General features: G+C 62.3%; 21 protein-coding genes. 7 read left to right on the forward strand and 14 right to left on the reverse strand.

What is annotated here, in order from left to right; translation table 11 throughout:
• Window positions 1–87: 87 nt before the first annotated feature.
• Window positions 88–1,203 (reverse strand): histidinol-phosphate transaminase, encoded by a 1,116-nt coding sequence (locus AUR04nite_RS01975; protein ID WP_141361421.1) that lies wholly within the window; start codon window positions 1,201–1,203, stop codon window positions 88–90.
• Between the two features lie 74 nt (window positions 1,204–1,277).
• Here AUR04nite_RS01975 and AUR04nite_RS01980 point away from each other — a divergent pair, with 74 nt between their 5' ends.
• Complete coding sequence (locus AUR04nite_RS01980) at window positions 1,278–1,664, forward strand: phage holin family protein (RefSeq protein ID WP_141361423.1); 387 nt, start codon at window positions 1,278–1,280, stop codon at window positions 1,662–1,664.
• Between the two features lie 9 nt (window positions 1,665–1,673).
• Here AUR04nite_RS01980 and AUR04nite_RS01985 read toward each other — a convergent pair whose 3' ends face one another.
• Window positions 1,674–3,020, reverse strand: coding sequence for an alpha/beta hydrolase family protein (locus AUR04nite_RS01985; protein ID WP_141361425.1), 1,347 nt, complete (start codon window positions 3,018–3,020; stop codon window positions 1,674–1,676).
• 2 nt (window positions 3,021–3,022) lie between these two features.
• The gene (locus AUR04nite_RS01990) at window positions 3,023–3,295 is read right to left on the reverse strand and encodes a hypothetical protein (RefSeq protein WP_141361427.1); all 273 of its coding nucleotides are present in this window, start codon (window positions 3,293–3,295) and stop codon (window positions 3,023–3,025) included.
• Window positions 3,296–3,456: 161 nt separating this feature from the next.
• Here AUR04nite_RS01990 and purB point away from each other — a divergent pair, with 161 nt between their 5' ends.
• The 3 genes from purB (at window position 3,457) to AUR04nite_RS02005 (ending at window position 6,612) form a co-directional block, all read left to right on the forward strand.
• A complete protein-coding gene (gene purB / locus AUR04nite_RS01995) occupies window positions 3,457–4,863 on the forward strand; it encodes an adenylosuccinate lyase (protein ID WP_141361429.1) in 1,407 nt (468 codons plus the stop codon).
• A gap of 132 nt (window positions 4,864–4,995) precedes the next feature.
• A complete protein-coding gene (locus AUR04nite_RS02000) occupies window positions 4,996–5,874 on the forward strand; it encodes an SPFH domain-containing protein (RefSeq protein ID WP_141361431.1) in 879 nt (292 codons plus the stop codon).
• A 129-nt stretch (window positions 5,875–6,003) separates the two neighbouring features.
• The gene (locus AUR04nite_RS02005; RefSeq protein WP_218024613.1) at window positions 6,004–6,612 is read left to right on the forward strand and encodes a DUF4822 domain-containing protein; all 609 of its coding nucleotides are present in this window, start codon (window positions 6,004–6,006) and stop codon (window positions 6,610–6,612) included.
• A 75-nt stretch (window positions 6,613–6,687) separates the two neighbouring features.
• Here the strand turns inward: AUR04nite_RS02005 and xdhC are convergent, their stop codons facing one another.
• From xdhC to AUR04nite_RS02030, 5 genes are all read right to left on the reverse strand, one after another.
• Entirely contained in the window at window positions 6,688–7,521 is an 834-nt protein-coding gene (xdhC, locus tag AUR04nite_RS02010; protein ID WP_141361433.1) for a xanthine dehydrogenase accessory protein XdhC, read from the reverse strand.
• Complete coding sequence (gene xdhB, locus AUR04nite_RS02015; RefSeq protein ID WP_141361435.1) at window positions 7,518–9,869, reverse strand: xanthine dehydrogenase molybdopterin binding subunit; 2,352 nt, start codon at window positions 9,867–9,869, stop codon at window positions 7,518–7,520. Before xdhB ends, xdhC begins: the two co-directional genes overlap by 4 nt.
• 2 nt (window positions 9,870–9,871) lie before the next feature.
• Window positions 9,872–11,344, reverse strand: coding sequence for a xanthine dehydrogenase small subunit (locus AUR04nite_RS02020; protein WP_141361437.1), 1,473 nt, complete (start codon window positions 11,342–11,344; stop codon window positions 9,872–9,874).
• Window positions 11,345–11,618: 274 nt separating this feature from the next.
• Window positions 11,619–13,121, reverse strand: coding sequence for an NCS2 family permease (locus AUR04nite_RS02025; protein ID WP_141361439.1), 1,503 nt, complete (start codon window positions 13,119–13,121; stop codon window positions 11,619–11,621).
• Between the two features lie 12 nt (window positions 13,122–13,133).
• Window positions 13,134–13,619: a nucleoside deaminase gene (locus AUR04nite_RS02030; RefSeq protein WP_141361441.1), complete on the reverse strand. Its 486-nt coding sequence runs from the start codon at window positions 13,617–13,619 to the stop codon at window positions 13,134–13,136.
• A gap of 496 nt (window positions 13,620–14,115) precedes the next feature.
• Between AUR04nite_RS02030 and AUR04nite_RS02035 the strand changes: the two genes are divergently transcribed.
• Window positions 14,116–14,655: a hypothetical protein gene (locus AUR04nite_RS02035; protein WP_141361443.1), complete on the forward strand. Its 540-nt coding sequence runs from the start codon at window positions 14,116–14,118 to the stop codon at window positions 14,653–14,655.
• A gap of 82 nt (window positions 14,656–14,737) precedes the next feature.
• On the opposite strand, the gene AUR04nite_RS02040 is transcribed toward AUR04nite_RS02035, so the two are convergent.
• The 3 genes from AUR04nite_RS02040 to fdhD form a co-directional block, all read right to left on the reverse strand.
• Entirely contained in the window at window positions 14,738–16,219 is a 1,482-nt protein-coding gene (locus AUR04nite_RS02040; RefSeq protein ID WP_141361445.1) for a nucleobase:cation symporter-2 family protein, read from the reverse strand.
• Between the two features lie 204 nt (window positions 16,220–16,423).
• Entirely contained in the window at window positions 16,424–18,748 is a 2,325-nt protein-coding gene (locus AUR04nite_RS02045; protein ID WP_141361447.1) for an FdhF/YdeP family oxidoreductase, read from the reverse strand.
• A gap of 63 nt (window positions 18,749–18,811) precedes the next feature.
• Window positions 18,812–19,642 (reverse strand): formate dehydrogenase accessory sulfurtransferase FdhD, encoded by an 831-nt coding sequence (fdhD, locus tag AUR04nite_RS02050; protein WP_141361449.1) that lies wholly within the window; start codon window positions 19,640–19,642, stop codon window positions 18,812–18,814.
• A 104-nt stretch (window positions 19,643–19,746) separates the two neighbouring features.
• Here fdhD and AUR04nite_RS02055 point away from each other — a divergent pair, with 104 nt between their 5' ends.
• Window positions 19,747–20,538 carry a GNAT family N-acetyltransferase gene (locus AUR04nite_RS02055; protein WP_141361451.1) on the forward strand — a complete coding sequence of 264 codons (792 nt, stop codon included), beginning with the start codon at window positions 19,747–19,749 and terminating at the stop codon, window positions 20,536–20,538.
• Between the two features lie 6 nt (window positions 20,539–20,544).
• Here the strand turns inward: AUR04nite_RS02055 and AUR04nite_RS02060 are convergent, their stop codons facing one another.
• The gene (locus tag AUR04nite_RS02060) at window positions 20,545–21,339 is read right to left on the reverse strand and encodes a VOC family protein (protein ID WP_141361453.1); all 795 of its coding nucleotides are present in this window, start codon (window positions 21,337–21,339) and stop codon (window positions 20,545–20,547) included.
• 167 nt (window positions 21,340–21,506) lie between these two features.
• Between AUR04nite_RS02060 and AUR04nite_RS02065 the strand changes: the two genes are divergently transcribed.
• Window positions 21,507–23,060 carry a long-chain-fatty-acid--CoA ligase gene (locus AUR04nite_RS02065; RefSeq protein WP_141361455.1) on the forward strand — a complete coding sequence of 518 codons (1,554 nt, stop codon included), beginning with the start codon at window positions 21,507–21,509 and terminating at the stop codon, window positions 23,058–23,060.
• A 67-nt stretch (window positions 23,061–23,127) separates the two neighbouring features.
• Here the strand turns inward: AUR04nite_RS02065 and AUR04nite_RS02070 are convergent, their stop codons facing one another.
• A complete protein-coding gene (locus AUR04nite_RS02070) occupies window positions 23,128–24,096 on the reverse strand; it encodes a hypothetical protein (protein ID WP_141361457.1) in 969 nt (322 codons plus the stop codon).
• Complete coding sequence (locus tag AUR04nite_RS02075) at window positions 24,093–24,701, reverse strand: RNA polymerase sigma factor (protein WP_141361459.1); 609 nt, start codon at window positions 24,699–24,701, stop codon at window positions 24,093–24,095. The genes AUR04nite_RS02070 and AUR04nite_RS02075 overlap by 4 nt, the downstream gene beginning before the upstream one ends.
• Between the last annotated feature and the right edge of the window lie 19 nt (window positions 24,702–24,720).

The raw sequence follows: 24,720 nt of genomic DNA on the forward strand, positions 1-24,720 counted from the left end.
AATACATTCCGCATGGGACATATAGCGGCTTGTCCAGTTTCCAAGCCTATAGTGTTTGCCTGTTAAAACGCGAGAAAACCGCCTTGTTTAGCCTTGCGCCAAATCAAGTGATTCGCTGCACAGCGCAATGAAGCGGTCGTTGGCTTCGACCTCGCCGATGGAAACGCGCACACCTTCACCGGCGAATCCGCGCACCGACAGCGCACGCTGTTCAGCCCGTTCAACGAAGTCTGCGGTCTTCTCTCCCAGCGGCAGCCAGACGAAGTTCGCCTGGGTCGCAGGGATCTTCCAGCCCTGTTCAGCCAGGGCTACCACCACGCGCTCGCGCTCGGCAACCAGCGAATCCACGCGCGCCAGCACCTCGTCCATATGCGCCAGCGATGCCACCGCGGCATCCTGCGCCACGGTGGACACGGCAAATGGGGTGGCCATGATGCGCAGGTTGTCGGTGATTTCCGGATGCGCCACCGAGTAGCCCACCCGGAGGTTGGCCAGGCCGTGGGCCTTGGAGAAGGTGCGCAGCAGGATCACGTTCGGGTTCGCCTTGTAGGTTTCCACGCCGTTGACCGAACGCTCGTCGCGGACGAATTCGATGTAGGCCTCGTCAAGGACGATCAGCACATTGCGCGGAACGCGTGCGATGAAGTCGTCGACCTCCTCCTGGGTGAGGATGGGGCCGGTCGGGTTGTTGGGGGTGCACAGCAAGATCACCGAGGTGTTCTCGTTGATTGCCTCGATCATGGCTTCAAGATCGTGGCGGCCGTCTTCCAGCAGCGGAATCTGCACCGGCAGCGCTCCAGCGGTCTGCACCAGGATCGGGTAGGCCTCGAATGAACGCCAGGCGAAGATCACTTCATCCTGGACACCGTCTTCATTCTGGCCGGCAAAGGTGTTCAGGATCTGCACCAGCGCGCCGAGGGAGCCGGCGCCGGTGACAATGTCCTCCGCCGGAACATCCAGGTAGCCGGCCAGCGCTTCGCGCAGCTTGGTCGACAGCGAATCAGGGTAGCGGTTCAGCGCGCTCTGATCGATGACTGCCTGGTGAACTTGAGGCAGCGGTCCAAAGGGATTTTCATTCGAGGACAACTTATAAGCGGTCAGTCCGTCGATCTGGACCGGAGGCTTTCCGGCGGCATACTTTGGCAGGCGTGCAACGATGGGACGTGGCTGCACCTGGTCTTGGGTCACAGGGTTCTCAGTCATACATCAAAGCGTAGCCCCGAACGCACCCAGCGTGCTTTCAACATCGGCTCAGATTTCTGTGCGAAAGTGTCCCTATGAGCTTCCTACTTCGAGTCGTTGTCAATGCCTTGGCCCTTGCCGCCGCGGTCTGGATTGTACCCGGCATCCACATTGATGCTGTGGGCAATGACACCGTCGGACTGATCATCTCCTATTTGGTCGTCGGCCTGATCTTCGGCTTCGTCAACGCGCTGGTCCGCCCAGTGGTCAAGATCCTCTCGCTGCCGATCACCTGCCTGACCCTGGGGCTGTTCACCATTGTCATCAACGCGCTGATGCTGATGCTCACCGCGTGGATCACCCAGTTCACCCCGGCAACGATGACCATCGACCACTTCTGGTGGGATGCCATCGTCGGAACGATCATCATCTCCATCGTTTCCGCGCTGCTCGGCCTCTTCGTCGACCGCGACAACCGATAGGCATTGCCGCTAGTGCGGCGGGGCGATCTGATGATCCAGATCCTCCCGCCGCTTTTCTTTGCCCTTCGGCTTGCGCTCGGCCCTGCGCTCGATGGTGAAGCGCCGAAACGCCAGCGGGCCGGTGGGCAGCGTGAACTCCGAGAGCTGCTGCCTGATTTCCGGCGTCGGCTCCTGCTGCAGCTCGCGCACATGGTCTTCGTAGTTGGTCAATGAATGCGGTGCGCCAAAGATGCCGTCCTGGGGCAGCTGGTCCATGATCTGCCTGCGCGGGCCATCGAAGCTGACGGTCATCTGGCGCTCCGTGACCTTGTTGCCGCGGCCATCGGTTCCGGGAACCATATCCTTCTTGTCTTCCAGGGACAGGGTCCTGACTTCCTCGGGAAGATCGATGCCGCCGATTGGCGAGCCGAAGGTGATGGCCTTGGTCATTTTGAACTTCTTGCGCATCAACCGGTTTTTGAGCAGATTGGCGGCATGGATCCCGCCCTGCGAGTACCCGGTGACAATCACCTCGTCGTCGGGGCCGGCGCCCGAGTATTCCAAGGCATCGGAGATCGGGCCGACGTAGTTTTCCGAGTCGCGGCCAAAGGCGTCGACGATGCCCATGGTGTCAAAGGGGTTGGGGCCACCCAAACCATCCTGGGTGCCGGGAATGATCACAATGTACTTGTTCGGGTCCACCTGCGCGACGATGAACTTGCTGTGCTCGTTTTCTCCGCCGTCATTCAGCAGGCGGTGAAGCTGCGTATAGCTGTCCAGCGTGCCGTCGATTTCAATGCTTTCCTGCTCCTGGATCCGCGTCAGCTCAATGCTGCGCTGCGGCCCGGCGGACTCGATCATTCCGGTCAGCTCGCGGGTGGTTTCGGTGACCAGCTCCTGCGGGTTGCTGTCGGTGCCCACGATATTCCACGGATTGAGCACCATGAGCATCCGCAGCAGCGACTGCATAGTTTCGGTCGGAGGCCTGTTGGCATTGTTCATGCTCTGGGTGAAGAAATCTTCACCGATTTCTTTCCATGATTCGGCCAGCACCATTTTCTGGATCAAGGCTTCGGAATACTCGTAGTTCTCTATTGCCGCGGCAACCCTTTCGGCCAGTCTTCTGGCCTCAATCACCGACTCGGCCGCATGCTGGTAGCCCCGGCGCAGGCAGCCTGCCAGCTGAGCCGCAAAGTAGCTGCGGGCGGACAGCCCCGCTGCGGAACTTTGCATAGCCACGTCGTTCTGGCATTGGTCGGACTGGACGGCGGCGCGCAGCAGGCTCGATTCGACCTCTTGGAGCTGGGCATAGACCTGCTGGCAGATTCCCTGGGCATCCGCGTAATCAGCCGAGTTGTAATTGACGTCATATCCCATGGCTACCCAGCCATTCGCTCGGCATTGATCTTGGATTCCAGCGCATAGATCTCATTGCGGGCCAGGGAAAGATAGGACTCCGCGTCCAGCAGGACGCCGACAAGTGCCTCAAGGCGTCCACTCAGCTCCCCCACCTGGGCACTGAACGCCTGGCCCGCCTCAGACCTCCAAGTCAACCCGCTGATCTGGGCCAGCTGGCCAATGGCGAATCGCGTCGTCTTCTTCGTATCCGAGAGCTGGAATGCCACCGAATCCAGTGTTGCCTGAAACATCATGACTGCCCCTTTGTTGTGTGCCGTTCGAGCATCGGCAAGATGCCGGTAGGTCTTCAGAATGCTGGCCGCCAGCCGCTGCCGATGCAGATTGGGGACCGATTGTGGATGGGCCGGGGACGTAAAAAGTGTGATGTGGGCAAAAGGGATGAAAGAATAGTGCCATGGCTGAGATTGCGCGCACTTCCCTTGCTAATGAACCACTGGCTTTGACTGCCCTCGACGGACGCTACCGCGCCGCCGTGGCTCCGCTGGTCGACTACCTGTCCGAGGCGGCTTTGAACCGCGATCGCATTCACGTTGAAGTTGAATGGCTGATCCACCTGACCGATAACTCCGTACTGCCGGGCACCTCCCCGTTCACCGATGAACAGAAGGCCGCCCTGCGAAAGATCGTCACCGACTTCAACGCAGATTCCGTGAAGGAACTGGCAGAGATCGAAGCAGTGACCGTTCACGACGTGAAGGCAGTGGAGTACTACATTGCCAACCGCCTTGAGCCAATCGGCCTGGGCCACCTCAAGCCGCTGGTCCACTTCGGCTGCACCTCCGAAGACATCAACAACCTCTCCTACGCACTGGGCGTGCAGGGCGGCGTGCAGCAGGTATGGCTGCCGGCGGCCCGCGACCTGGTTGCCCAGCTGACCAAGATGGCCGAGGATTCCCGCGACGTGCCGATGCTCTCGCGCACCCACGGCCAGCCGGCGACCCCAACCACCCTGGGCAAGGAACTGGCAGTTCTTGCATGGCGCCTGACCCGCCAGCTGAACCGCATCGAGAAGACCGAGTACCTGGGCAAGATCAACGGCGCCACCGGCACCTACGCCGCCCACTACGCTTCGGTGCCAACCGCCGACTGGCAGCAGGTCTCCAAGTCCTTCGTCGAGCACCTTGGCCTGACCTGGAACCCGCTGACCACCCAGATCGAATCCCACGACTGGCAGGCAGAGGTCTACGCAGACATCGCACGCTTCAACCGCATTCTGCACAACCTGTGCACCGATGTCTGGAGCTACATCTCCATCGGCTACTTCGCACAGATCCCAGTGGCCGGCGCCACCGGCTCTTCGACCATGCCGCACAAGGTCAACCCGATCCGCTTCGAGAATGCAGAAGCCAACCTGGAAATCTCCAACGGCCTGCTGGACACCCTGGGCTCCACCCTGGTCACCAGCCGCTGGCAGCGCGACCTGACCGACTCCTCCTCGCAGCGCAACATCGGCACCGCCATCGGCCACTCGCTGCTGGCGATCTCCAACGTCGCCAAGGGCCTGGACCGTCTGGACGTCGCCGAGGCAGTTCTGGCCGACGACCTGGACCACAACTGGGAGGTTCTCGCCGAGGCCATCCAGATGGTCATGCGCGCCGAGGCCATCGCCGGCGTCGAAGGCATGGACAACCCTTACGAGCGCCTGAAGGACCTGACCCGCGGCCACCGCGTGGATGCGGCCCGCCTGAAGGAATTCGTCGGTGAGCTCGGCCTGTCGGCAGAGGCCGAGGCACGCCTGCAGTCGCTGACCCCAGGCACCTACAACGGCATCGCTTCGCAGCTGGTAGACCACCTGAAGTAAGCTCCATCGGGCAAAGGCCGCGGGTTCACCCGCGGCCTTTGCTGTACCCGCAAGTTCATCTGCCGACTCCGTTTAGTGCTTTGAAATTACACCGTTTAGACTTTAAGTAATCATCACAAACGGAAGAAGGACATGTTTCTTACAGTACTTGTCGGCATTGGAATCCTGATCTCGATCTTCCTGTTCCTTGCAGCCTCGGGCAGCAAGCCAGGCAGGGAAAAGAAGGGGCTGAAGCTCAGCGCGTTCGGCATTCTGGCCTTCTCGCTGGTCGTCCTCGGTTTTGCATCAACTACCATCGTCCAGCCGCGCACCGTGGGAGTGAAGATTGCCCTGGGCAAGCCGACCGCTGTGGTCGGCAACGGATTCCACCTGAAGGCCCCATGGGAAACCGTGGAGAAGCTCGACGGTTCGGTGCAGAACGACGTGTACTCCAATGACAGCGCCATCCCCGTGCGCCTGGGCAACAACGGCAAGGCCAACGTCGACGCTTCCATCCAGTGGCAGCTGAAAACCGACGACGCCATGTCGGTGTTCCTGGACTACCGCACCTTCGACGGCATCCAGTCCAACCTGGTGGACCGCAACTTCCGCGCGGCGCTGAACGAGGTCATGTCCGAATATGATCCGCTGACCTACAACGACCCGGCCAAGGGCGGCCAGGACCTGGCAGGACTGTCGAAGTCGGTGCAGACCAAGATGCAGGAGAAGGTCGGCACCCAGATCGACATCCGCTCGGTCACCCTGCCGATCATCAACTTCGACGAGCCGACCCAGAACCGCATCAACGAGCTGCAGGCCGAGGCCGCGAAGACCCGTGTAGCCCAGCAGCGCAAGCAGACCAGCACCGCGGAAGCCGAGGCCAACAAGATCCTCGAACGCTCCATCACCCAGGAAACCCTGACGTCCAAGTGCCTGGACATTGTCGCCGAATCGGGCCAAAGCCCGATCGGCTGCTTCCCGGGCGGCGGAGTCCAGCCGATCACCATGGTCGGCGGCGACAAGGGCAAGTAGCCGCACGCCCTGCCCGCAGCTGAAACACTCAGCACGGGCAGGGCATCACCCGCCTTCAGCCGACAAGCCACCGAAGGTATAGCCAAACGGATGATGCGTGCTGTTTTGGCGATCCGTAGATTTGAAGGCATGAACATTTCCTCAGTTTCCCGCCGTGTTGCCATGTCCACCGTTGCAGTTGCCGTCGCAGCCGGCGCGGCCTTCGCCGCCGCCCCTGCCAATGCAGCTCCTGCCCAGGACGGCTTCGTTTCCACCACCGCAGCAGCGTGGAAGACCATGACTCCTTCGCAGACCCTGGCATCTACCGCTTGGAAGACCACCAGCGCTGTCGACCAGGACGGCAACCGCGTTGCCCTGGACAACCCGGCCGTTGCAAGCTTCGTCGGCTGGGCCTACTTCAAGGCCGACGGCAGCTACACCATGTACAACCTGGACAACAGCCCGAAGCTCAAGGGCGACTGGACCGTGAACGCCGAGGGCACCGAGCGCTGGATCAACGCCAAGAACGATGCAGGCGCCGTCCTGTTCCAGCGCGTTGTCCCGATCACCGAGCTGACCAAGAACGTGTTCACCTACCGCGTGTTCCCTAACGCTGCAGACACCAGCGTCTACTACGACATCGTGCACACCAAGACCAACCACGTTGAGCCGGGCACCGATGCCAAGGGTCCAGGCGCCAACGGCCAGGGCAACAACGGCCAGGGCGGCTACCACTTCAACAACGGCAACCAGCACTAAGCTCAGCACGCCAATGGCCGCTGCCGCTTTCCCCATCGGGGATGCGGCAGCGGCCATTTCTGTTGGCGCAACCGGTTAGGACACTGCTGCCTGTCCGGCATTGGCCTCTCGGGCTGCGGCCTTCACGCTGAACTGCTGAAGCAGCTGCGCGGCGACGCTGACGGCGATGGTCGCCGGGTGCTTTCCGCCGAGTTCCGGAATGCCGATCGGGCAGTTGATCCGCGCCACCGATTCCGGCGCGTGGCCCATGGCAGACAGGTTCTTCTCAAAGCGCCGCCATTTGGCGCTGGAGCCGATCAGCCCGATGGAGCCCAAGTCCTCGCGGCCCAGCGCCGCGTCGCACAGGTGGAAGTCTTCGGAATGGTCGTGGGTCATGACCAGCACATGCGCCCCGGCCGGGAGCGTGCCGATCAGCTCCTCCCCCAGCAGGGCTGGCACCGGATGGATCCGCGCCTGGGCCGGCTGCAGGAAGTCCAGGGATTCGATCTGTTCGGGACGCGAATCGCTGACGTAGAGTTCAATGTCCTGCCGGGCGAGGATGCGTGCAAGCTCCTGGCCTACATGCCCCATGCCGAAGATCGCTACTACCGGCGGCGCCGGCATCGGCTCAAGCAATATGCTCACCTCTCCTCCGCAGCATTGCCGCCCATAGCGGCTGCGTTCCTTGTCGTTGAGCCTCAGGCTCAAAACCTCCGGCTTAACTGCTCCTTCGCGCAGCATCTGCCGGGCGCGCTCAATGGCCACCATCTCCAAGTTGCCGCCGCCGATGGTGTGGCTCACCGATTCTTCGCTGACCACCATTTTGGCCCCGGCTTCGCGCGGTGCGTGTCCGCGCACCGCGCTCACCGTGACCATCACGGATGGCAAACCTGCCGCGCGCAAGCGCAGCAGCTCATCCAACCAGCTCATGACTGAGCGTGGTCCACAACCGCCGAACGGGCGGCTTCAATGGCCCAGAACATTGCCTCCGGCGTTGCCGGGGAGGCAAGGTCCACGCTATGCCCTGCAGGGCCAAAGCTGGCAGCTGCTTGGCGCAGGGCTTCGCGTACCGAGAAAGCCAGCATCAAGGGAGGCTCGCCCACGGCCTTGGAGCCGTAGACCGCGCCTTCTTCATGCGCCTTTTCCAGTAGGGACACATTGAATATCTCCGGCATTTCGGAGAAACTCGGAATCTTATAGGTGCTGGCCGCCTGGGTGGCCAGGCGTCCGCGGGTCGGGCGGTCGCTGCTGTCCCAGCGCAGATCCTCCAGGGTCATCCAGCCGGCGCCCTGGACGAACCCGCCCTCGATCTGGCCCAGATCGATCAGCGGGGAGAGCGAATCTCCCACGTCGTGGACGATGTCCACGCGGCGCAGCGCATAGGATCCGTCAAAGCGGCTGACCTCCACCTCGCTGGCGGCCACGCCATAGGCGAAGTACTTGAACGGGGATCCCGTCATGGTGCTCAGGTCCCAGTGCAGGCCTTCTGTGCGGTAGAAGCCGGCGGCCGACAGCTGCACGCGCTGGAAGTAGGCGGTGCGCACCACTTCTTCCCAGCTCACGGTCTTCCCGGCGCCCAGCCCGCTGACCACTCCGCGGCTGAAGCGCACCTCGTGGGCCGGCACCCCGAGCATTCCGGCGGCCACTTGGGCCAGCCGCGCCTGGATCTGCTCGCAGGCATCCTTGATGGCGCCGCCGTTCAGGTCGCTGCCGGAGCTCGCGGCGGTGGCGGAGGTGTTCGGCACCTTGTCGGTGCGGGTCGGGGCGATCCGCACGCTGGACAGCTGTACGCCCAAGGCCGTGGCTGCAACCTGCATCATCTTGGTGTGCAGGCCCTGGCCCATTTCGGTGCCGCCGTGGGTGACGTGCACCGAGCCGTCCTTGTAGACCAGCACCAGCGCGCCGCCCTGGTTAAACGCCGTGAGGTTGAAGGAGATGCCGAACTTGACCGGGGTCAACGCCAACGCACGCTTACTGTGCTCATTGTTCGCGTTGAATTCGGCAATCTCGGCCTCACGGCGAGCTATGTCCGCATCCTGCAGGGCCTGCTCCCAGGCGGCGCGGATGCGGTCCGGGTGGCGCACCGGCTGGTAGTAGGGGGTGTCCTGGCCCTCTTCATAGAAGTTCTTGGCCCGCAGCTCCCGCGGGCTCAAGCCCATCTTCGGGGCCACGCGTCCCAGGATGTCCTCCATGACCAGCATGCCCTGGGGGCCGCCGAAGCCGCGGAAGGCTGTCTGCGAGGTCTTGTGGCATTTGGCAACGCGCCCATGGACCCGGATGTTGGGGATCCAGTAGGAGTTGTCGATATGGCACAGGGCGCGGGTAAGCACCGGCTCGGAGAGGTCAAGACTCCACCCGCCGTCGGCCACCAGGGTGGCATCCAGCGCAAGGATCTTGCCCTCGGCGGTGAACCCGATCTTCCAGGTGGCGTTGAAGCCGTGGCGCTTGCCGGTCATCGTGATGTCGCGGGTGCGGTCCAGGCGCACGCGCACCGGACGACCGGTCTTCAACGCTCCCAGGGCTGCCACCGCAGCGTAGCCGTGCGGCTGCATCTCCTTGCCGCCAAAAGCTCCGCCCATGCGGATGACCTGCACGGTGATGTTGTTCGCGTCGATGCCCAGCACGTGGGAGACGATGTCCTGGGTTTCGGTGGGGTGCTGGGTAGAGGCATGGATCATGATCTGCCCGCCCTCATCCACATAGGCCAGCGAGGCCTGGGTTTCCAGATAGAAGTGCTCCTGCCCGCCGAACTCGAACTCCCCCTCGAACACATGGGCGGCATCCGCGAAGGCGGCGTCGATGTCGCCCTTGTCGATGGTCGGGGCGATGCCGTGGTAGCTGCCCGCGGCGATCGCGTCCTTAATGGTGACCAGCGATTCCAGTTCCTCGACCTCGACTGCCACTGCGGCGGCGCCGGCCTTCGCGGCTTCCAAGCTCTCGCCCAGGACCCAGGCGATGGGCTGGCCGTAGAACATGATCTCGTCCACCGGCAGCATCGGCTCGTCGTGCTTGGCGCCCTGATCGTTCACTCCAGGAATGTCCTTGGCGGTGATGACCTCCACGACTCCGGGAACCGCGAACGCGCCGGAGGCATCCACGTCCAGCAGCTTCGCATGGGCGGTGGTCGACTGCACCGGGAAGGCATGCAGCACCCCGGTGAACCGGTGCACCAGGTCGTCGGTGTAGTAGGCGCCGCCGGTGACATGGGCCTTGGCGGATTCGTGCGGGTGCCATTCGCCGACGATCGGCGAATCAGGGCGTTGTGAAAGCTGGCTCATTGCTAGCGCGCCTCCTTCAAGTGCATGGCGAAGAATCTTTCAAGCGAAGACCCCAGCATGGCGCTGCGGTAGCGCGCGCTGGCGCGGTGGTCGTCCATTGGGGTGCCTTCGGCGGCCATGACGGAGGCCGCGGCGCGGATGGTTTCCAGGGTCCAGGCCTTGCCCACCAGGGTTGCCTCGGTGGCGCTGGCGCGCAGCGGGGTGGCGGCCACGCCGCCCAGCCCGATGCTGGCACGGGTGATGATGCCGTCCTCCACCTGCACCGCATAGCCGATGGCCACCGAGGAGATGTCGTCGAAGCGGCGCTTGGCGATCTTCTGGAAGCTGGTCAGCGGCGCCAGCGGCAGCGGGATGCGGACGGCGCTGATCAGCTCCCCTAGCTTGCGCACGGTTTGGCGGTAGCCGGTGAAGTAGTCGCGCAGCGGCACCACGCGTTCGCCTTCCAGCGAGCTGAGCACGAGTTCCGCCTCCAGCGCGAGCAGCGCCGGCGGGGTGTCGCCAATTGGGGATCCGGTGCCCAGGTTGCCGCCGATGGTGGCGCCGTTGCGGATCAGCCGCGAGGCGAACTGCGGGAACAGCTGCCCCAGCAGCGGGATGCGCCCGGCCAGCTGCCGTTCAAGTTCGCTCAGCGTGCAGGCGGCGCCCAGGGTGGCGTAGTCGTCGGTGAAGCTGATCTGGCGCAGCTCTTCGAGCCGGTCGATGGCGATCAGGTTGCGGGCACGGGCGCCCTTGATGTTGACCTCTACGCCCCAGTCGGTGCCGCCGGCCAGCAGCTGCGCCTCCGGTTCTTCGGCGAGGATTTCCAACGCCTGCTGCAGGCTGGCCGGGCGGCGGTAGCGGCCCAGCTTTCCGTCGGGGGTGTCAGCGCGGTGCAGGTCGGTGGCGGCGGGTGCCGGGGCCGGGTGTTCGCGGCGTTCGGCCAGTTCGTCGAGCTGGGTGGGGCTGCCCAGCGAGTAGGCGGCGTCCTTGATTGGGCGGTAGCCGGTGCAGCGGCAGAGGTTGCCGGAGAGCGAATGCAGGTCGAAGCCGTTGGGGCCGCACTGGTGCCCGTCCTCGTGCGGCTGGTCCTCTCCGCGTTCCGGGCGGTAGTATTCGGCGGCCATGGAGCAGACGAAGCCCGGGGTGCAGTAGCCGCACTGCGAGCCGCCGGCGGATGCCATGGCTTCTTGGACGGGGTGCAGGTCTGCTTCGCCGCCCAGGCCTTCAGCGGTGACGACTTCCTGGCCGTCCAGCGCGGCGGCTGGCAGCAGGCAGGCGTTCAGGGCGGTCCAGCGCGAACCTTCTTCGCCGTCGGGGCGGGCTACGAGGATTGAGCAGGCGCCGCATTCGCCTTCGGCGCAGCCTTCCTTGCTGGCGATGAGCCCCGTTCCGCGCAGAAAATCAAGTGCATTGGTATGCGGGGATGAAGTGAATTCAACGGCTTTGCCGTTGACGGTGATGACACACCGGGTTTCAGTTGTTTCCGGGGCGCTCATGGCCTCGTACCTCCTACACCCGAGAAATACGGGTGCATGTTGAATGGATGAAAAAGAAGAATGGTTGCCCGCGCCGCGCGCGCCACGGCGCGGGCTGTGCGTTGGCCCATGGGCCTAGCGGCCCCTATTCTCCGTGGGCGATCTGTCCTTTGGCCCAAACTTCGAATCCACCCATTTTGGGTCCTCCATGAAGGTTGTGAATCCCGGTTGCAACAACCGAATCGAATGTGAACTGTATCATATTTGGGGCCGTTGCGGCCCGACTGTGAACCGGTCAGCTCAGCATGAGCGTGATGGGTCCGCGGGCAAAGTAGACCAGGAACCCAATGGCAACCACCCACATCAGCGGGTGGATCTTGCGCGCCCGACCGGCGGCAGTGTTGACGAAGACCCAGGCGATGAAGCCAGCCCCGATGCCATTGGCGATCGAATAGGTCAGCGGCATGGTGATCAGCGTCAGGAACGCCGGCATAGCGCTGGAGAACTTCTTGAAGTTGATCTCCCGGATCTGCGCGCACATCATCGTTCCAACCAGCACCAGAGCCGCCGCCGCGACTTCGATGGGGACCATCGAGGTCAGCGGGGTGAAGAACATGGAACCCAGGAACAGTACGCCGGTGACCACCGAGGCTAGCCCGGTCCGCGCGCCCTCGCCAATGCCCGCCGCCGAATCGACGTAGACGGTATTCGAGGACGAGGAGCCCATGCCGCCGAGCACCGCGCCCATGCCCTCAATGACGAAGGCCGACTTCAGCCGCGGGAAAGTTCCGTCTTTGCGGGCAAGCCCCGCGTTCTTCGCCAGGCCAGTCATGGTGCCCATGGCGTCGAAGAAGTTCGTGAACACCAGGGTGAAGACCAGCATGGTGCCTGCAAGGATACCGATGCGGGAGAACGCTCCGAAGATGTCGAACTCGCCGGCCAGGCTCAGGTCCGGGATCGATGCGATCTGCCCCGAGAGCACCGGGGTGTTCAGGTGCCAGCCGTTGGGGTTGTCCGCGCTTGCTGCTCCGATGTGGAAGATGTTCTCCGCCAGCATTGCCATCGCGGTGGTCACGATGATGCCGATCAGGATCGCTCCCTGCACCCCGCGGGCCACCAGCGCGCCCATGATCAGCAGGCCGACCACAAACAGGATGGTGGGGATCGAAACGATGGATCCGTCATCGCCCAGCTGGACCGGTGGCCCGCCCTGGGTGCGGGTGACGAAGCCGGAGTCGACGAACCCGATGAAGGTGATGAACAGGCCGATGCCGACGGTGATCGCCGCCTTCAGGTCCTTGGGGATTGCGTGGAAGATCGCCGTGCGGATGCCGGTCATCCCGAACAGGACGATCAGCACGCCGTTGATCACCACCAGGCCCATGGCCTCGGCCCAGGTGACATCCTGGATGACCGAAACCGCAAGGAAGGAGTTGATGCCGAGGCCTGCGGCCAGGGCGAAAGGCAGGTTGGAGATCATCCCGAAGAGGATGGTCATCACCCCTGCGGTCAGGCCGGTCATTGCGCCGACGTGGCCGGCGGGAAGCCAGCCTCCCACCACGTCCACCGGGGCGGCGTCGGCGCTGAATCCGCCGAGGATCAGCGGGTTGAGCACCACGATGTAGGCCATCGTAAAGAAGGTGACGACCCCGCCCCTGAATTCGCGGGCTAGTGTTGAGCCGCGTTCGGTGATTTTGAAGAATCCATCAAGCACCTGGCGGGGGCCGGATGGTGATGGGGAAGTCCGTCCTTGTGACGGCAGCTGCGCGGCGCCAACACGCGTCTGGTTCGCAGTCATGATCCGGTCCGCCTAATAGTCGGTGCGGGATTCCAGCGCATCCCATGCGGCAAATGGCTGCAGGCGGATGTCGTTGGTGCTGGCGTCTCGGACTACCGGCATCAAGGCCTTGTCAGAGTCTGGCTCGAAGTATTCATAGAAGACCGCGTCGTCGAATCCCGCGGCCGCCGCATCATGGCGGTCGGCGGCGAAGACCACGCGCTCAACGCGAGCCCAGAGAGCCGAGGCAAGGCACATGGGGCAGGGTTCGCAACTGGTGTAGAGCACGCAGCCGCTGAGATTGAAGGTCCCCAGGCCGGTGGCCGCCGCGCGGATGGCTACCACCTCAGCATGGGCGGTGGGGTCGTTGGTTGCGGTGACGCGGTTGACACCTTCAAAGACTTGGCCGTCGGGTGCCAGAATCAAGGCGCCGAAGGGCCCTCCCTGATTATGGACATTGCGGGTGGCAATTTCTACGGCCATTGCCAGATATTCTTGGCCGATTGTCGTTTCGTGCATCGTAGCTCCTCAAAGCTTTCGGATAAGCACGCCGCGCAGGTCTAGAACTCCACCCGGCTGACGCATCGCTTATCTGCTGATTCCATCAGTACACGCCAGGTAGATAGCGACCCGATTTCCGGGCGCCCGCCTTAGACACAGAAGAGGCTAGCACTAAATCTGTGAGCCACGCCACAGCTTTAGGGAAATACCTGCTTTGCGCTCCAGCAGACCAAGTTACGGAACAGCTGATGACAATAGATTCCATATAGTGCATATATACAGATCATCAACGTCATGGAAAGCCGCCATCAAAGTCTTGGAGCAAGACTTCCGCTAGGCCTTCTCCATCCGGAGCGCAATTGAAACTGTGGATCGATTATGTGTCCTGTAAGAAGCATTGCCTCTGCCCGTCACCGGGAGGACGATCAGTCGTGGGCGGATTTTTGGGGCGGATGAGCTATTGATCCGAGCCACCCGAAAACTTCAACTGCGACTTTGCCCCTGGAGGGTCATCATGTCCACGAGACCACGAAAGCTAGCCGCCATCGGCGGCATAGGATTGGCTGCGCTGCTGCTGGCGGGCTGCTCGAATAGCTCGCCCGAGCCGAACACCACTTCCCCAACGCCCTCGATGTCGACTCCGGCAACGCCGGCTCCGAGCAGCACAACACCCACGCCTTCTCCGACGCCCACCCCTTCCCCGACATCCACCACCTCTCCGACAACTGCCGCGCCAAGCAGTTCGGCCACGCAGGCAGTGCCGATTCCCAGCGATGCCACGGACTATGCCAATGATTTGGTGCGCGCCTGGGGAGCCGGCGACGAGGCCCGGATGAACCAGTTGGCGACCCCTGAGGTCATTTCCGCCCTGAAGCAGTATGCGCCAAAGGGCGGACCGAATTGGGAGCGCACAGCCCAGGATGCCGGGGCCGGTTCGGTCTTTGTCACCTACACGAACTCCGCCGACAAGTCAGTCCTGCAGCTGCGTGTCCAAAACGAAACCGCTGGCCAGGGTGAACCGCATGCGGTAGTGGAAGCCAAGTTCACCAAGTGAGCGGTTAGATGCATTAAGCGAAGCCCGCCGCTTCCCCCGAAAAGGGGGAAGCGGCGGGCTTCGCTTGCCTAGTTTGCTGCGGCTACAGCGGCGGCATCGGCCTGTCGCCGGCCTGGCCGTGGTCTTCGGCGATGACCCGGACCTCAAGTCCCTGGCCGTCGAAGAGCTTTCCGTCGACCACCTTGTCGCCGTCGGACAGCGCATCGAACTGGTACTTGTGGATGGTGCGCGGGGAGATCGCCTTCTTCTTGCCGAAGCTCAACTCGTTGAAGATGATGTTCAGCAGCACGGCCATGATAGTTGCCGAGGAGATGCTGGACTGGAAGATGGTTCCCACCCAGTCCGGGAACTGGTCGTAGAAGTCCGGCTTGACCATAGGAATGCTGCCGAAAGCCAGCGAGGTGGCGATGATGACCATGTTCATGTTGTCATCCTTGGCCTTGGCCAGGGTGCGGATGCCTGCCGCGGCGACGGAGCCGAACAGGACGATGCCGGCGCCGCCCAGAACAGGAACAGGGATGGAAGCGACTACGCGTCCCAGCACCGGCAGCAGGCCGAGGACCACCAGGATGCCGCCGCCCGCGGCCACGACGAAGCGGCTCTTCACGCCGGTAATAGCCACCAGGCCCACATTCTGCGCGAAGGCAGACTGGGTGAAGGTGTTGAAGACCGGGGCCACGGTGGAGGACAGCATGTCTGCACGCAGGCCGTTGGCGATGCGGCGGGCGTCCACCTTGGAACCGGTAATTTCAGCCACTGCCAACATGTCGGCGGTGGTTTCGGTGTAGGTCACCAGGATGACGATCATCATGGAGATGATGGCGCCCACCTTGAAGATCGGCGGGCCGAAGGCGAACGGCGTTGGGAACGCGAACATGTCGCCTTCGAGGACTCCGGAGAAGTCGGTCAACCCCATGAAGGCGGCAACGATGGTGCCCAGCACGATGGAGAGAAGGATCGACAGGCGCGCCAGGGCTGGAACGCCCGACTTGGTAAGCGCCAGGAGGATCAGCAGGGTGATGGCCGCCAGGGCGATGTACTTCAGCGATCCGTAGTCTTCCGCCCCGGCGCCGCCCATGGCCCAGTCAGCGGTGACGGGGAAGAGCGACATGCCGATGATGGTGATGACCGTGCCGGTGACCACCGGCGGGAAGAAGCGCAGCAGCTTGGCGAAGAACGGCACCAGCAGGATGCCGATGGCGCCGGAGGCAAGGGTCGCGCCGAAGACGGCCTGCATGCCGCCGTCCTTGTTCAGGATGGCGATCATGGTTGCTACGCCGGAGAAGGAGGTGCCCTGGACCAGCGGCAGCTGCGCACCGAAGAATGGGATGCCAAGAGTCTGCAGGAAAGTCGCCAGGCCGCCGATGAACAGGCAGCTGGCAACCAGCACGCCCATCTGCGCGGTGTCCATGCCGGCGGCGCCGCCCATCACCAAAGGAGGGGCGATGATGCCGCCGTACATGGTCAGAACATGCTGAAATCCGTAGGCGATGGTGCGGCCAGGGGAAAGCCGCTCATCTTCGGGTCTGGTGCTTGGGGCTGCAGTGCTTTTGGCAGCGCTCATGGGTGACCTCTTTCGTCAGTGGGATTCGGGTGACTGCTCCGAACCAATGACGAAGCGCGACATCCTTTAAGTCTGACGCACTTTGGTTAGCCAAATCCACCGCAGGGCGATCTTGCAGAGCGAGGTGCATCACGTCAAGCGCTTAGTGTAGCTATACATATGATTTACTCGCCCAATTTCGCACCGCAGCCCCGGCACCGGCTCCTAGCTGTCCAGCGTCGGCCCCGGATCCTGAGTGTGCTCGACGAAACGCACCATCATGGCCTTGAAGCCCGGCGTATTCGATTCGCGGGCCACCAGATCCCTGTGCACCAGGGCGTTGGCTTCAGGGTAGTACGCGGCAACGCAGCCCTTGGCCGTCGGGTAGGACACCAGGCGGAAGCGGTTGGCACGGCGCTCGGTGCCCTGGAACACCGAGATGACGTCCACCAGATCGCGGTCCTTGAAGCCGGTGGCCTCCAGGTCCTCCGGGTTAATCAGGATGACCCGGCGCCCGCCCTTGATGCCGCGGTAGCGGTCGTCCAAACCGTAGAACGTGGTGTTGTACTGGTCGTGGGAACGCATCGTCTGCAGGATCAGGTGGCCTTCAGGCGCTTCCAGCGCCTCGAATTCCGAGACGGTGAAGCGGCCGCGTCCGATGTCGGTGGCGAAGGAGCGAGTATCGCGCGGCGGGTTGGGCAGCACAAAGCCGTTCTTCTCGCGCACGCGGGTGTTGAAGTCCTCGAAGCCCGGCAGTACGCGTTCGATGTGGTCACGGATCACGTCGTAGTCCTCGGACATGGCACGCCAGTCCACCGGGTGGTCGTCGCCGAAGATCGCCTGAGCCATGCGGGCCACGATCACCGGTTCGGCCAGCAGGTGGTCGGAGACCGGAGTCAGGCGTCCGCGGGTGGACTTGATGACTGACATCGAATCTTCCACCGAAAGGAACTGCGCGCCACCCGGGTGCTTGTCGTCCTTGTCGGTGCGGCCCAGGGTTGGCAGGATCAGCGAGGTCTTGCCGTGGACTACATGGGAGCGGTTCGGCTTGGTGGAGATGTGCACCGTCAGCTTGGCGCGCTGCATTCCAGCCTCCAGCGCTTCGGTGTCCGAGTTGGCCAGCGCGAAGTTGCCGCCCATGGAGACGAAGACGTCGATCTCGTCCTTCTCGAAGGCGTGCAGTGCTTCGGTGGAATCATAGCCGTGCGCGCGCGGGGACTCGATGCCGAACTCGGCATCCAGTGCCTGCAGCAGCTTTTCGGTCGGCTTCTCCCAGATACCCATGGTGCGGTCGCCCTGCACATTAGAGTGGCCGCGCACCGGGCAGGCGCCGGCGCCCGGCTTGCCGAAGTTGCCCTGGAGCAGCAGCAGGTTGATGATTTCCTTCAGCGTCGGCACCGAGTGCGGCTGCTGGGTCAGGCCCAGCGCCCAGCAGATGATGGTCGCCTTGGACTTGGCCAGCACCTTGGCCACTTCGGTGATCTGGGCGCGGGTCAGGCCGGTGGCAGTTTCGGTGGCTTCCCAGTCGATGCTCTTGCGCGCTTCGCGGTATGCCTCGAAGCCGTCGGTGGCGCGCTCGATGAACTCGCGGTCCACCACGCTGCCCGGGTTCTGCTCCTCGAATTCAAAGAGCAGGTGGCCGAAGGCCTGGAAGAGCGCCAGGTCGCCGCCGACCTTGATCTGCAGGAAGTCCGTGGCGATGGGCTCGGGCTTGGCCAGCAACAGGCCCTTGACGCTCTGTGGATCCTTCAGTCCGAAGAAGCCTGCCTCCGGCAGCGGGTTGACCGCAATGATCTTGGCCCCGCGCTTGCGGGCGTCGGCCAGCGCGGAGAGCATGCGCGGGTGGTTGGTGCCGGGGTTCTGGCCCACAACGAAGATCGCTTCAGCATGGTCGAAGTCTTCCAGGGACACGGTGCCCTTGCCGATGCCGATGGTCGGGCCCAGTGCGACGCCCGAAGACTCGTGGCACATGTTCGAGCAGTCCGGAAGGTTGTTGGTGCCCAGCGAACGCGCCAGCAGCTGGTAGATAAACGCCGTTTCATTGGCGGTGCGCCCAGAGGTGTAGAACACGCAGCGATCCGGCGTCGTGGCGTTCACATGCTCGGCGATGGTTGAGAAGGCGTCGGCCCAGCTGATCGGGGTGTAGTGGGTTTCGCCCTCGCGGATGATCATCGGGTTGGTGATGCGCCCCTGCTTGCCCAGCCAGTACTCGGTCTTGTCGCGCAGCGCGGAGATCGGGTGCTGCTCGAACCACTCGGGGGTGACGGTGCGGGCGCTGGCTTCTTCGGCGATGGCCTTGGCGCCGTTCTCGCAGAACTCGGCAGGCTTGCGCTTGCCGGTGATGGATTCAGGCCAAGCGCATCCTGGGCAGTCGAACCCGTCGTGCTGGTTGATGCGCAGCATGGAGCGCAGGGTCCTGCTCGGACCTGCCTCCACGAAGCCGCGTTCCATGGAAACCATGACTGCCTTTAGCCCAGCCGCTGCATGAGCTGGCTCGCTGACCTTCAGGTCGTTTTCATTGATGTCCTGCTCGGGAGCGGGGCGATGCATAACGGTCCTCCATATTTTCAGGTCTGAATTCGTGACCCGCGTCACTGATATATAAGTCTAATGCTACGCGCTGACGACGCGATCCGCATGCGTATAAATATTTACGCTGTGCCCGCGCGAGAACGCAGCAAGCGTCAACCCGGTTTCATCCGCCAGATCAACCGCCAACGACGATGGCGCGCTGACCGCCGTCAGCACCGGAATGCCTGCCATCGCGGCCTTCTGCACCAGCTCAAAAGAAGCCCGCCCGGAGACCTGCAGTACCGTATCCTGCAATGGAAGCCGGCCCTCGCGCAGCGCGGCGCCCAGCACCTTGTCCACAGCGTTGTGCCGGCCAACGTCTTCGCGCAGGATCAGCAGTTCGCCGGCAGTGGAGAACAGCCCGGCGGCATGAACGCCGCCGGTAGTTGAAAACAGCTGCTGGGATTCACGCAGGGTATCCGGCATATCCAACAGCGTATCCAATTCAACTCGCCCCATCGAGGGCTCAAGGGTGAAAACAGATTTCTTGCGCACCTCGTCGATGGAGTTGGTGCCGCAGATGCCGCAGGCAGAGCTGGTGACCACATTGCGCGCCGCCGTCAGATCGGGGGCTGACGCGCCGAAGCCCAGCTGCACCTCGATGACGTTGTAGGTCTGGTTTCCCTCTTCGTCGGTGCCCATGCAGTAGCGCATGGCCACCAGATGCTCCGGCTTGGCGACGATCCCCTCGGCAAGCAGGAAGCCTGCCACCAGGTCGAAGTCGTCACCCGGGGTGCGCATGGAAGTAGTGAACGAGGTATGGCCAAAGCGGATCTCAAGAGGTTCCTCGCCGGCCAATTTCTCCTCCCGCGCCCGGACTACTCCATCTCGGGTAGCGCGAACCACGCGCCGGCGGACGATCTTGCGTCCCATTATGCTCCCTTGCCTACAATCCTCAGTGATTCGAGTGTGTCACTGATATATCTGAAGCGCAAAGATATCAGCACACGACAAATAATTAATCTTAGAATTCTCACATGACGGATTCAGCCGCCTATCTGGCGCTCTACGATCAACAGCTCCGCACCGATGCCGAAACCCCCAGCGCCCTGCATGTCCAGATGCTGTCAACGCTGCGCCTGGTCACCTTTGCCGGAGGCCAGGGCTTCATCACCTACCCGCGCTTCGACGGCTCCGAAACCATCCCCCTGGCCGATCTTGTTGCTCCGGCACTCGAGTACTTCAAAGCCCAGCCGCAGATCACCAGCGTGGAATTCAAAACCCGCGGCCACGACATCGCCCCGGGGCTCGACCGCCAGCTGGTCGCCCACGGGTTCATTGCCCAAGAACCTGAATCAATCATGATCGGACCGCTGGAATCGCTGGTATCGGAGGAACCAACCCCGCCCGGCGTGGAGCTTCGTTCCATCACCAGCGAAGCCGATGTCATCGCCATGTCCACGATGCTCAGCGAGGTCTTCGAGGAACCCTATGATCCACGCATTGCCCAGTCGCTGAGTGCGCGGCTGGCGACCAAGGACGGAATGCAGCTGTGGGTTGCCAGCGTCAACGGGCGCATGGTCGGAGCCGGCCGGCTGGAACCGGTGCGCGGCACGCAGTTCGTAGGGCTGTGGGGCGGCGGGGTGCTCAAGGAATTCCGCAGCCGCGGCATCTACCGCGCGCTGACATCCATCCGGGCCAAATCAGCAGTTGATTCAGGTTATAAATACGTCCACAGCGACTCCACGGAATACTCGAGGCCCATTCTGGAACGCAACGGTCTGCTCAAAGTCTCGACAACCACGCCCTATGAGTGGAAGCGCCCCTAGCTGCGCCTAGCTCCGCGGCAGGGTTTGCATTATTGAGAATTCAGCACCTGTGGGGTCTTTGATTACTGCCATGCGCCCGAAGGGCGAGTCGCTGGCGGCGCGGACTATCTGTGCGCCAAGTTTCACTGCCAGTTCTACCGTCGCATCGGCGTTGGCCACCGCGAAGTAGGTGCGCCAACCCGGCTCGGGGTCGTTCTGGCCTGAGATGTCGAAAATTCCTGCCTTGGCGTCCGCCCCTTGCCTGAAGCTTTGGTACCGGAACTGGTCCGTGTCCGAAATGGGGTACAGCTCCCAAGCCAAGGCCGCCCGGTAGAAGCGGGTGGCTGCGGCAAATGACGTGGTGTGCAATTCGTTCCAGATCCGGGTTCCAGGCCGGCCCGTGGCGGTGGTCAGTATTGGGTGGATTGACTGCCACAGGCCAACACCGACACCGCTGGGATCACCCACTACGGCAACCGTGCCGTCATGCTCGGTGACGGTTGGCTCCAGATACACCACTCCCCCGTGCATTTGGACCGAAAATACCGCGGCGTGGATGTCTGCAACATTCAGATAGGTGGTCCATACGTCAGCCAATTGGTGCACCTGGTCGTTATGCAGCAGCCCGGTGACCGGCTTGCCGTCAAGCCGCATTTCCACCACCGCTGAATTTCTCGACTTTTCGCTGGGCTCCCAGCCAAACAATGCACCATAGAACTCGATGGCCCGCTCCACGTCGCTGGTCAGCAGGTCAACCCAACAGGGCTCCGCAGCTGGCGGCTCAAATCCCGGCATCACAAACCCGATTTCATCAATGATCAAGTTCCTAAGGCCGAGTTTAGGCTTGCGGCCCCTTGGGAGCAACGGCAGATTTTCCCAGCTTCTTTCCCCAAAACGAAACTAGATGCCTTGAATTGATACGCAGTTCCACTAAAGTTGTTTGTGACACAGCACACACTCGCATTTTGCGCTGAAATCAGGAGCCTCCCATGCTTTCTTCGACGTCCAACGTCACGCTGTCCGTAGCCGCAATCCTCGCTGAAAGCGCCAAACGCCACCGGGACCTGCCAGCAGTGACAGTGAATGGGCAGAGCACCAGTTACGGCCAGCTCTGGGAAGAAACCCGGGCCTACGCCGGCGCGCTGCGTAACCAGGGAATCGGCGAATCAGACCGGGTGGCAGTGTTGATTCCCAACGTCACCGATTTTGCCCGCGTCTACTATGCGATCCTGTCGCTGGGTGCCGTCGTGGTTCCAATCCATGCCCTGCTCAAGCGCAATGAGATCTCCTATGTTTTGGAAGACTCGGGTACCAAGCTGCTGGTCTGCGCCGCACCGCTGCTGGGCGAAGGCGCAGCCGGAGCACTGAACTCCGGCATCGACACCCTGAGCGTGCTCGCCCCGGTAGAGCTGGGAAGCACCAGGCTTGAAGACCTGGCAGCCCAGGCCGAGCCAATCGACACCTACTTGCCGCGCAAGCCTGAAGACATCGCCACGATCCTGTACACCTCGGGAACCACCGGCAAGCCCAAGGGAGCGCTCGGCACCCACATTGCACTGGTCGAGCAGACCAACACGCTGCTGCTGGACACGATTGACATGCGCCGCGGCGACCGGCTGTTCGGCGGGCTGCCGCTCTTCCACACCTTCGGCCAGACCACGGTGCTCAACGCAGGCCTGCGCGTGGGTGCAGAAATCATGCTGCTGCCGAAGTTCACCGCAGAAGGCGCGCTCGACTTGGTCCTGGACGAGGACATCAACATCTTCTTCGGCGTTCCCACCATGTATGTTGCGCTGCTCGAAGCAGGCAAGAAGCGCAGCGAATCCCCGAAGAACCTGCGCTTTGCCATCTCCGGCGGAGCCTCACTGCCGGTCTCGATCCTGTCGGCCTTTGAGGAGCGCTTCGGGGCCCCGATCCACGAGGGCTATGGCCTGACCGAAACCTCGCCGGTGGCCTGCTTCAACCATGTGGGCCGCACTCCGCAGCCGGGCACTGTCGGCACCCCGATCTGGGGTGTGGACGTGGAGATCGCCGATCCCGCCTACCCGGATTCGATCAAGCTGCTGCCGCGCGGCGAATTGGGCGAGATCGTAGTGCGCGGCCACAACCTCTTCGCCGGCTACCTCAACCGCCCCGAAGCCACCAAGGAAGCTGTAGTCGACGGCTGGTTCCGCACCGGAGATTTGGGCACCAAGGACGAGGATGACTACGTTCGCATCCTGGACCGCACCAAGGACATGATCCTGCGCAACGGCTACAACGTGTACCCGCGCGAGGTTGAAGAAGTCTTGATCAGCCACCCGGAAATCTCGAATGCCGCCGTCTACGGCATCCCGCATGAAACCCACGGACAGGAAATTGCAGCCTCCGTAACCCTGCAGGTTGGCTCCACGCTGGATGCCAAAGCAATCCAAACCTGGATCAGCGAGCAGATCGCGGCCTACAAGTACCCGCGCATCATCGAGATCGTGCAGGAATTCCCACTGGGGCCAAGCGGCAAAATCCTCAAGCGCGAGCTGGTGGCAAAGCATTCCGACAAGTAGCTGTAGCGAAAGAAGGTGCATTTTGCTCATGCAGAATGCACCTTCTTTCTGTCACTTGTCTTGAGTCCTAGGGATTGGTCTCTCCCTCTTCTTGGTCAGGATGGGTCGAAGTTCGTGTCGATTCCGGGGCAGAATCAACTTTGGAATACTTGATATAGCTCTGCCCAGTCACTTCGTTTTTCCCAAATCCCAAAATTGCGGCCGTTGAGATGTCGCGGCTTCCAATAATCTGGCCGGTCCCAGGATCAACAATCAGTTCTTCTCGCATCCCCATACGCAGGGGTTCTGTACGGCCGATTGATACGCCAACACGCCCGTCTTTCGTCGTCACGTCTTTAGTAGCGGTTACTCCCGGAACTTTAGACAGCGCGTCATAGAAGGCTCCGCGTTGCGCGGCGGGAACCAGACCAGTACGCAACGCGTCCGTCAGTCGAACGAAATTGTTCTCGTCCCGGGATAGCGAGCCTCCGCTGTACGTTGAATCTACATAGTCATAAAGTGTCTGCCCGCTCGTGGCTTGCTTGAGCATCGTATTCAGCCAGGAAAAATCGCCAGATTCGAATGCGCCATCCACAGCTCGCTGGACATCGTTGGGTGAGCCATGCGCAATGTATTCGAAAGCCCACTGGGCCTTTGCATTTCCTGGCTTGTAGAAGTTGATGACTCTCTCCTCGTCCGGGACACAGTGTTCACTGCCATCATCAGCTGCTGTACATGCCAGCCAAAATCCGTGGGTTTCCACCTTGAGAAATTCATTCTTGTCCGGCACAACATCCGAGTAATTCTTGGCAATGCTAGATAGCCCATGGAGGATTTCTGTGGCTTGTGCGCTCGATGCGCTTTGCTGAATCGCTGCTGTTGCGGTCAACGCCACGATCATCGTGGCAGTCAATCCCCATGCCGTGTTGCGCCGTACTCGCCGCGGCCGAGAGGAAGTCTTTGCCGAGCGTGCACCGACCGCGTCCATGTTTGCCATGTGTTCCAGCTGCGCCTGCAGCTCATCGGATCGTTCTTGGTTGAAGACTGGGGTTTTCATCTCGATGACCTTTCGGACAAGGAAGGAATGGGAGTCGACGGCAGCTGGGTATGCGCCAGCAAGCCTGCCAGTTTGGTTTTGGCCCGTGACAATCTTGACTTCACAGTGCCTTGCGGGATCTTCAGCACCTGCGCAGCTTGGGCCACCGACAGCTCCTGGATAATGCACAGCGTGAGCACGTCGCGCGAGGCGGCGCTCAATTGGCTGAATGCTGCGCGGATCTGCTCAGCCTGCCGCGAGGTCGCCAAATCATCGGTGAGTTCTTCAACGAAGTCATGGACCTTGGCCGGTGGCGGAAGCTGGGACAGGAAGTGCTTGTAGCGCCGCTGCTGCCGGTTCTGGTTGCGCAGCGTGTAGTTGGTAGTGACCAGCAGCCAGGCGAGGCAGGAGTCATCCACCAAGCGGATGCTTTCGCGTTTTCGCCAGGCCTCGTAGAAGACCATCGCGGTGGCTTCCTCTGCCAAAGACGCATCTTGAAGAACTCCGTAGGCATGGCGGAACACTCGGTCCCGATGCCGGGTGAAGATCTCACCGAATCTGTTCCCGTGCCCTGCCAGGGCTTGGGCCAGCAGCTGCCGGTCGGTGTCCGGCACATCGTTGTTCATACCCTGGAATGTCCGCGGG

This window comes from Glutamicibacter uratoxydans (assembly GCF_006539925.1).
Lineage (GTDB): Bacteria > Actinomycetota > Actinomycetes > Actinomycetales > Micrococcaceae > Glutamicibacter > Glutamicibacter uratoxydans.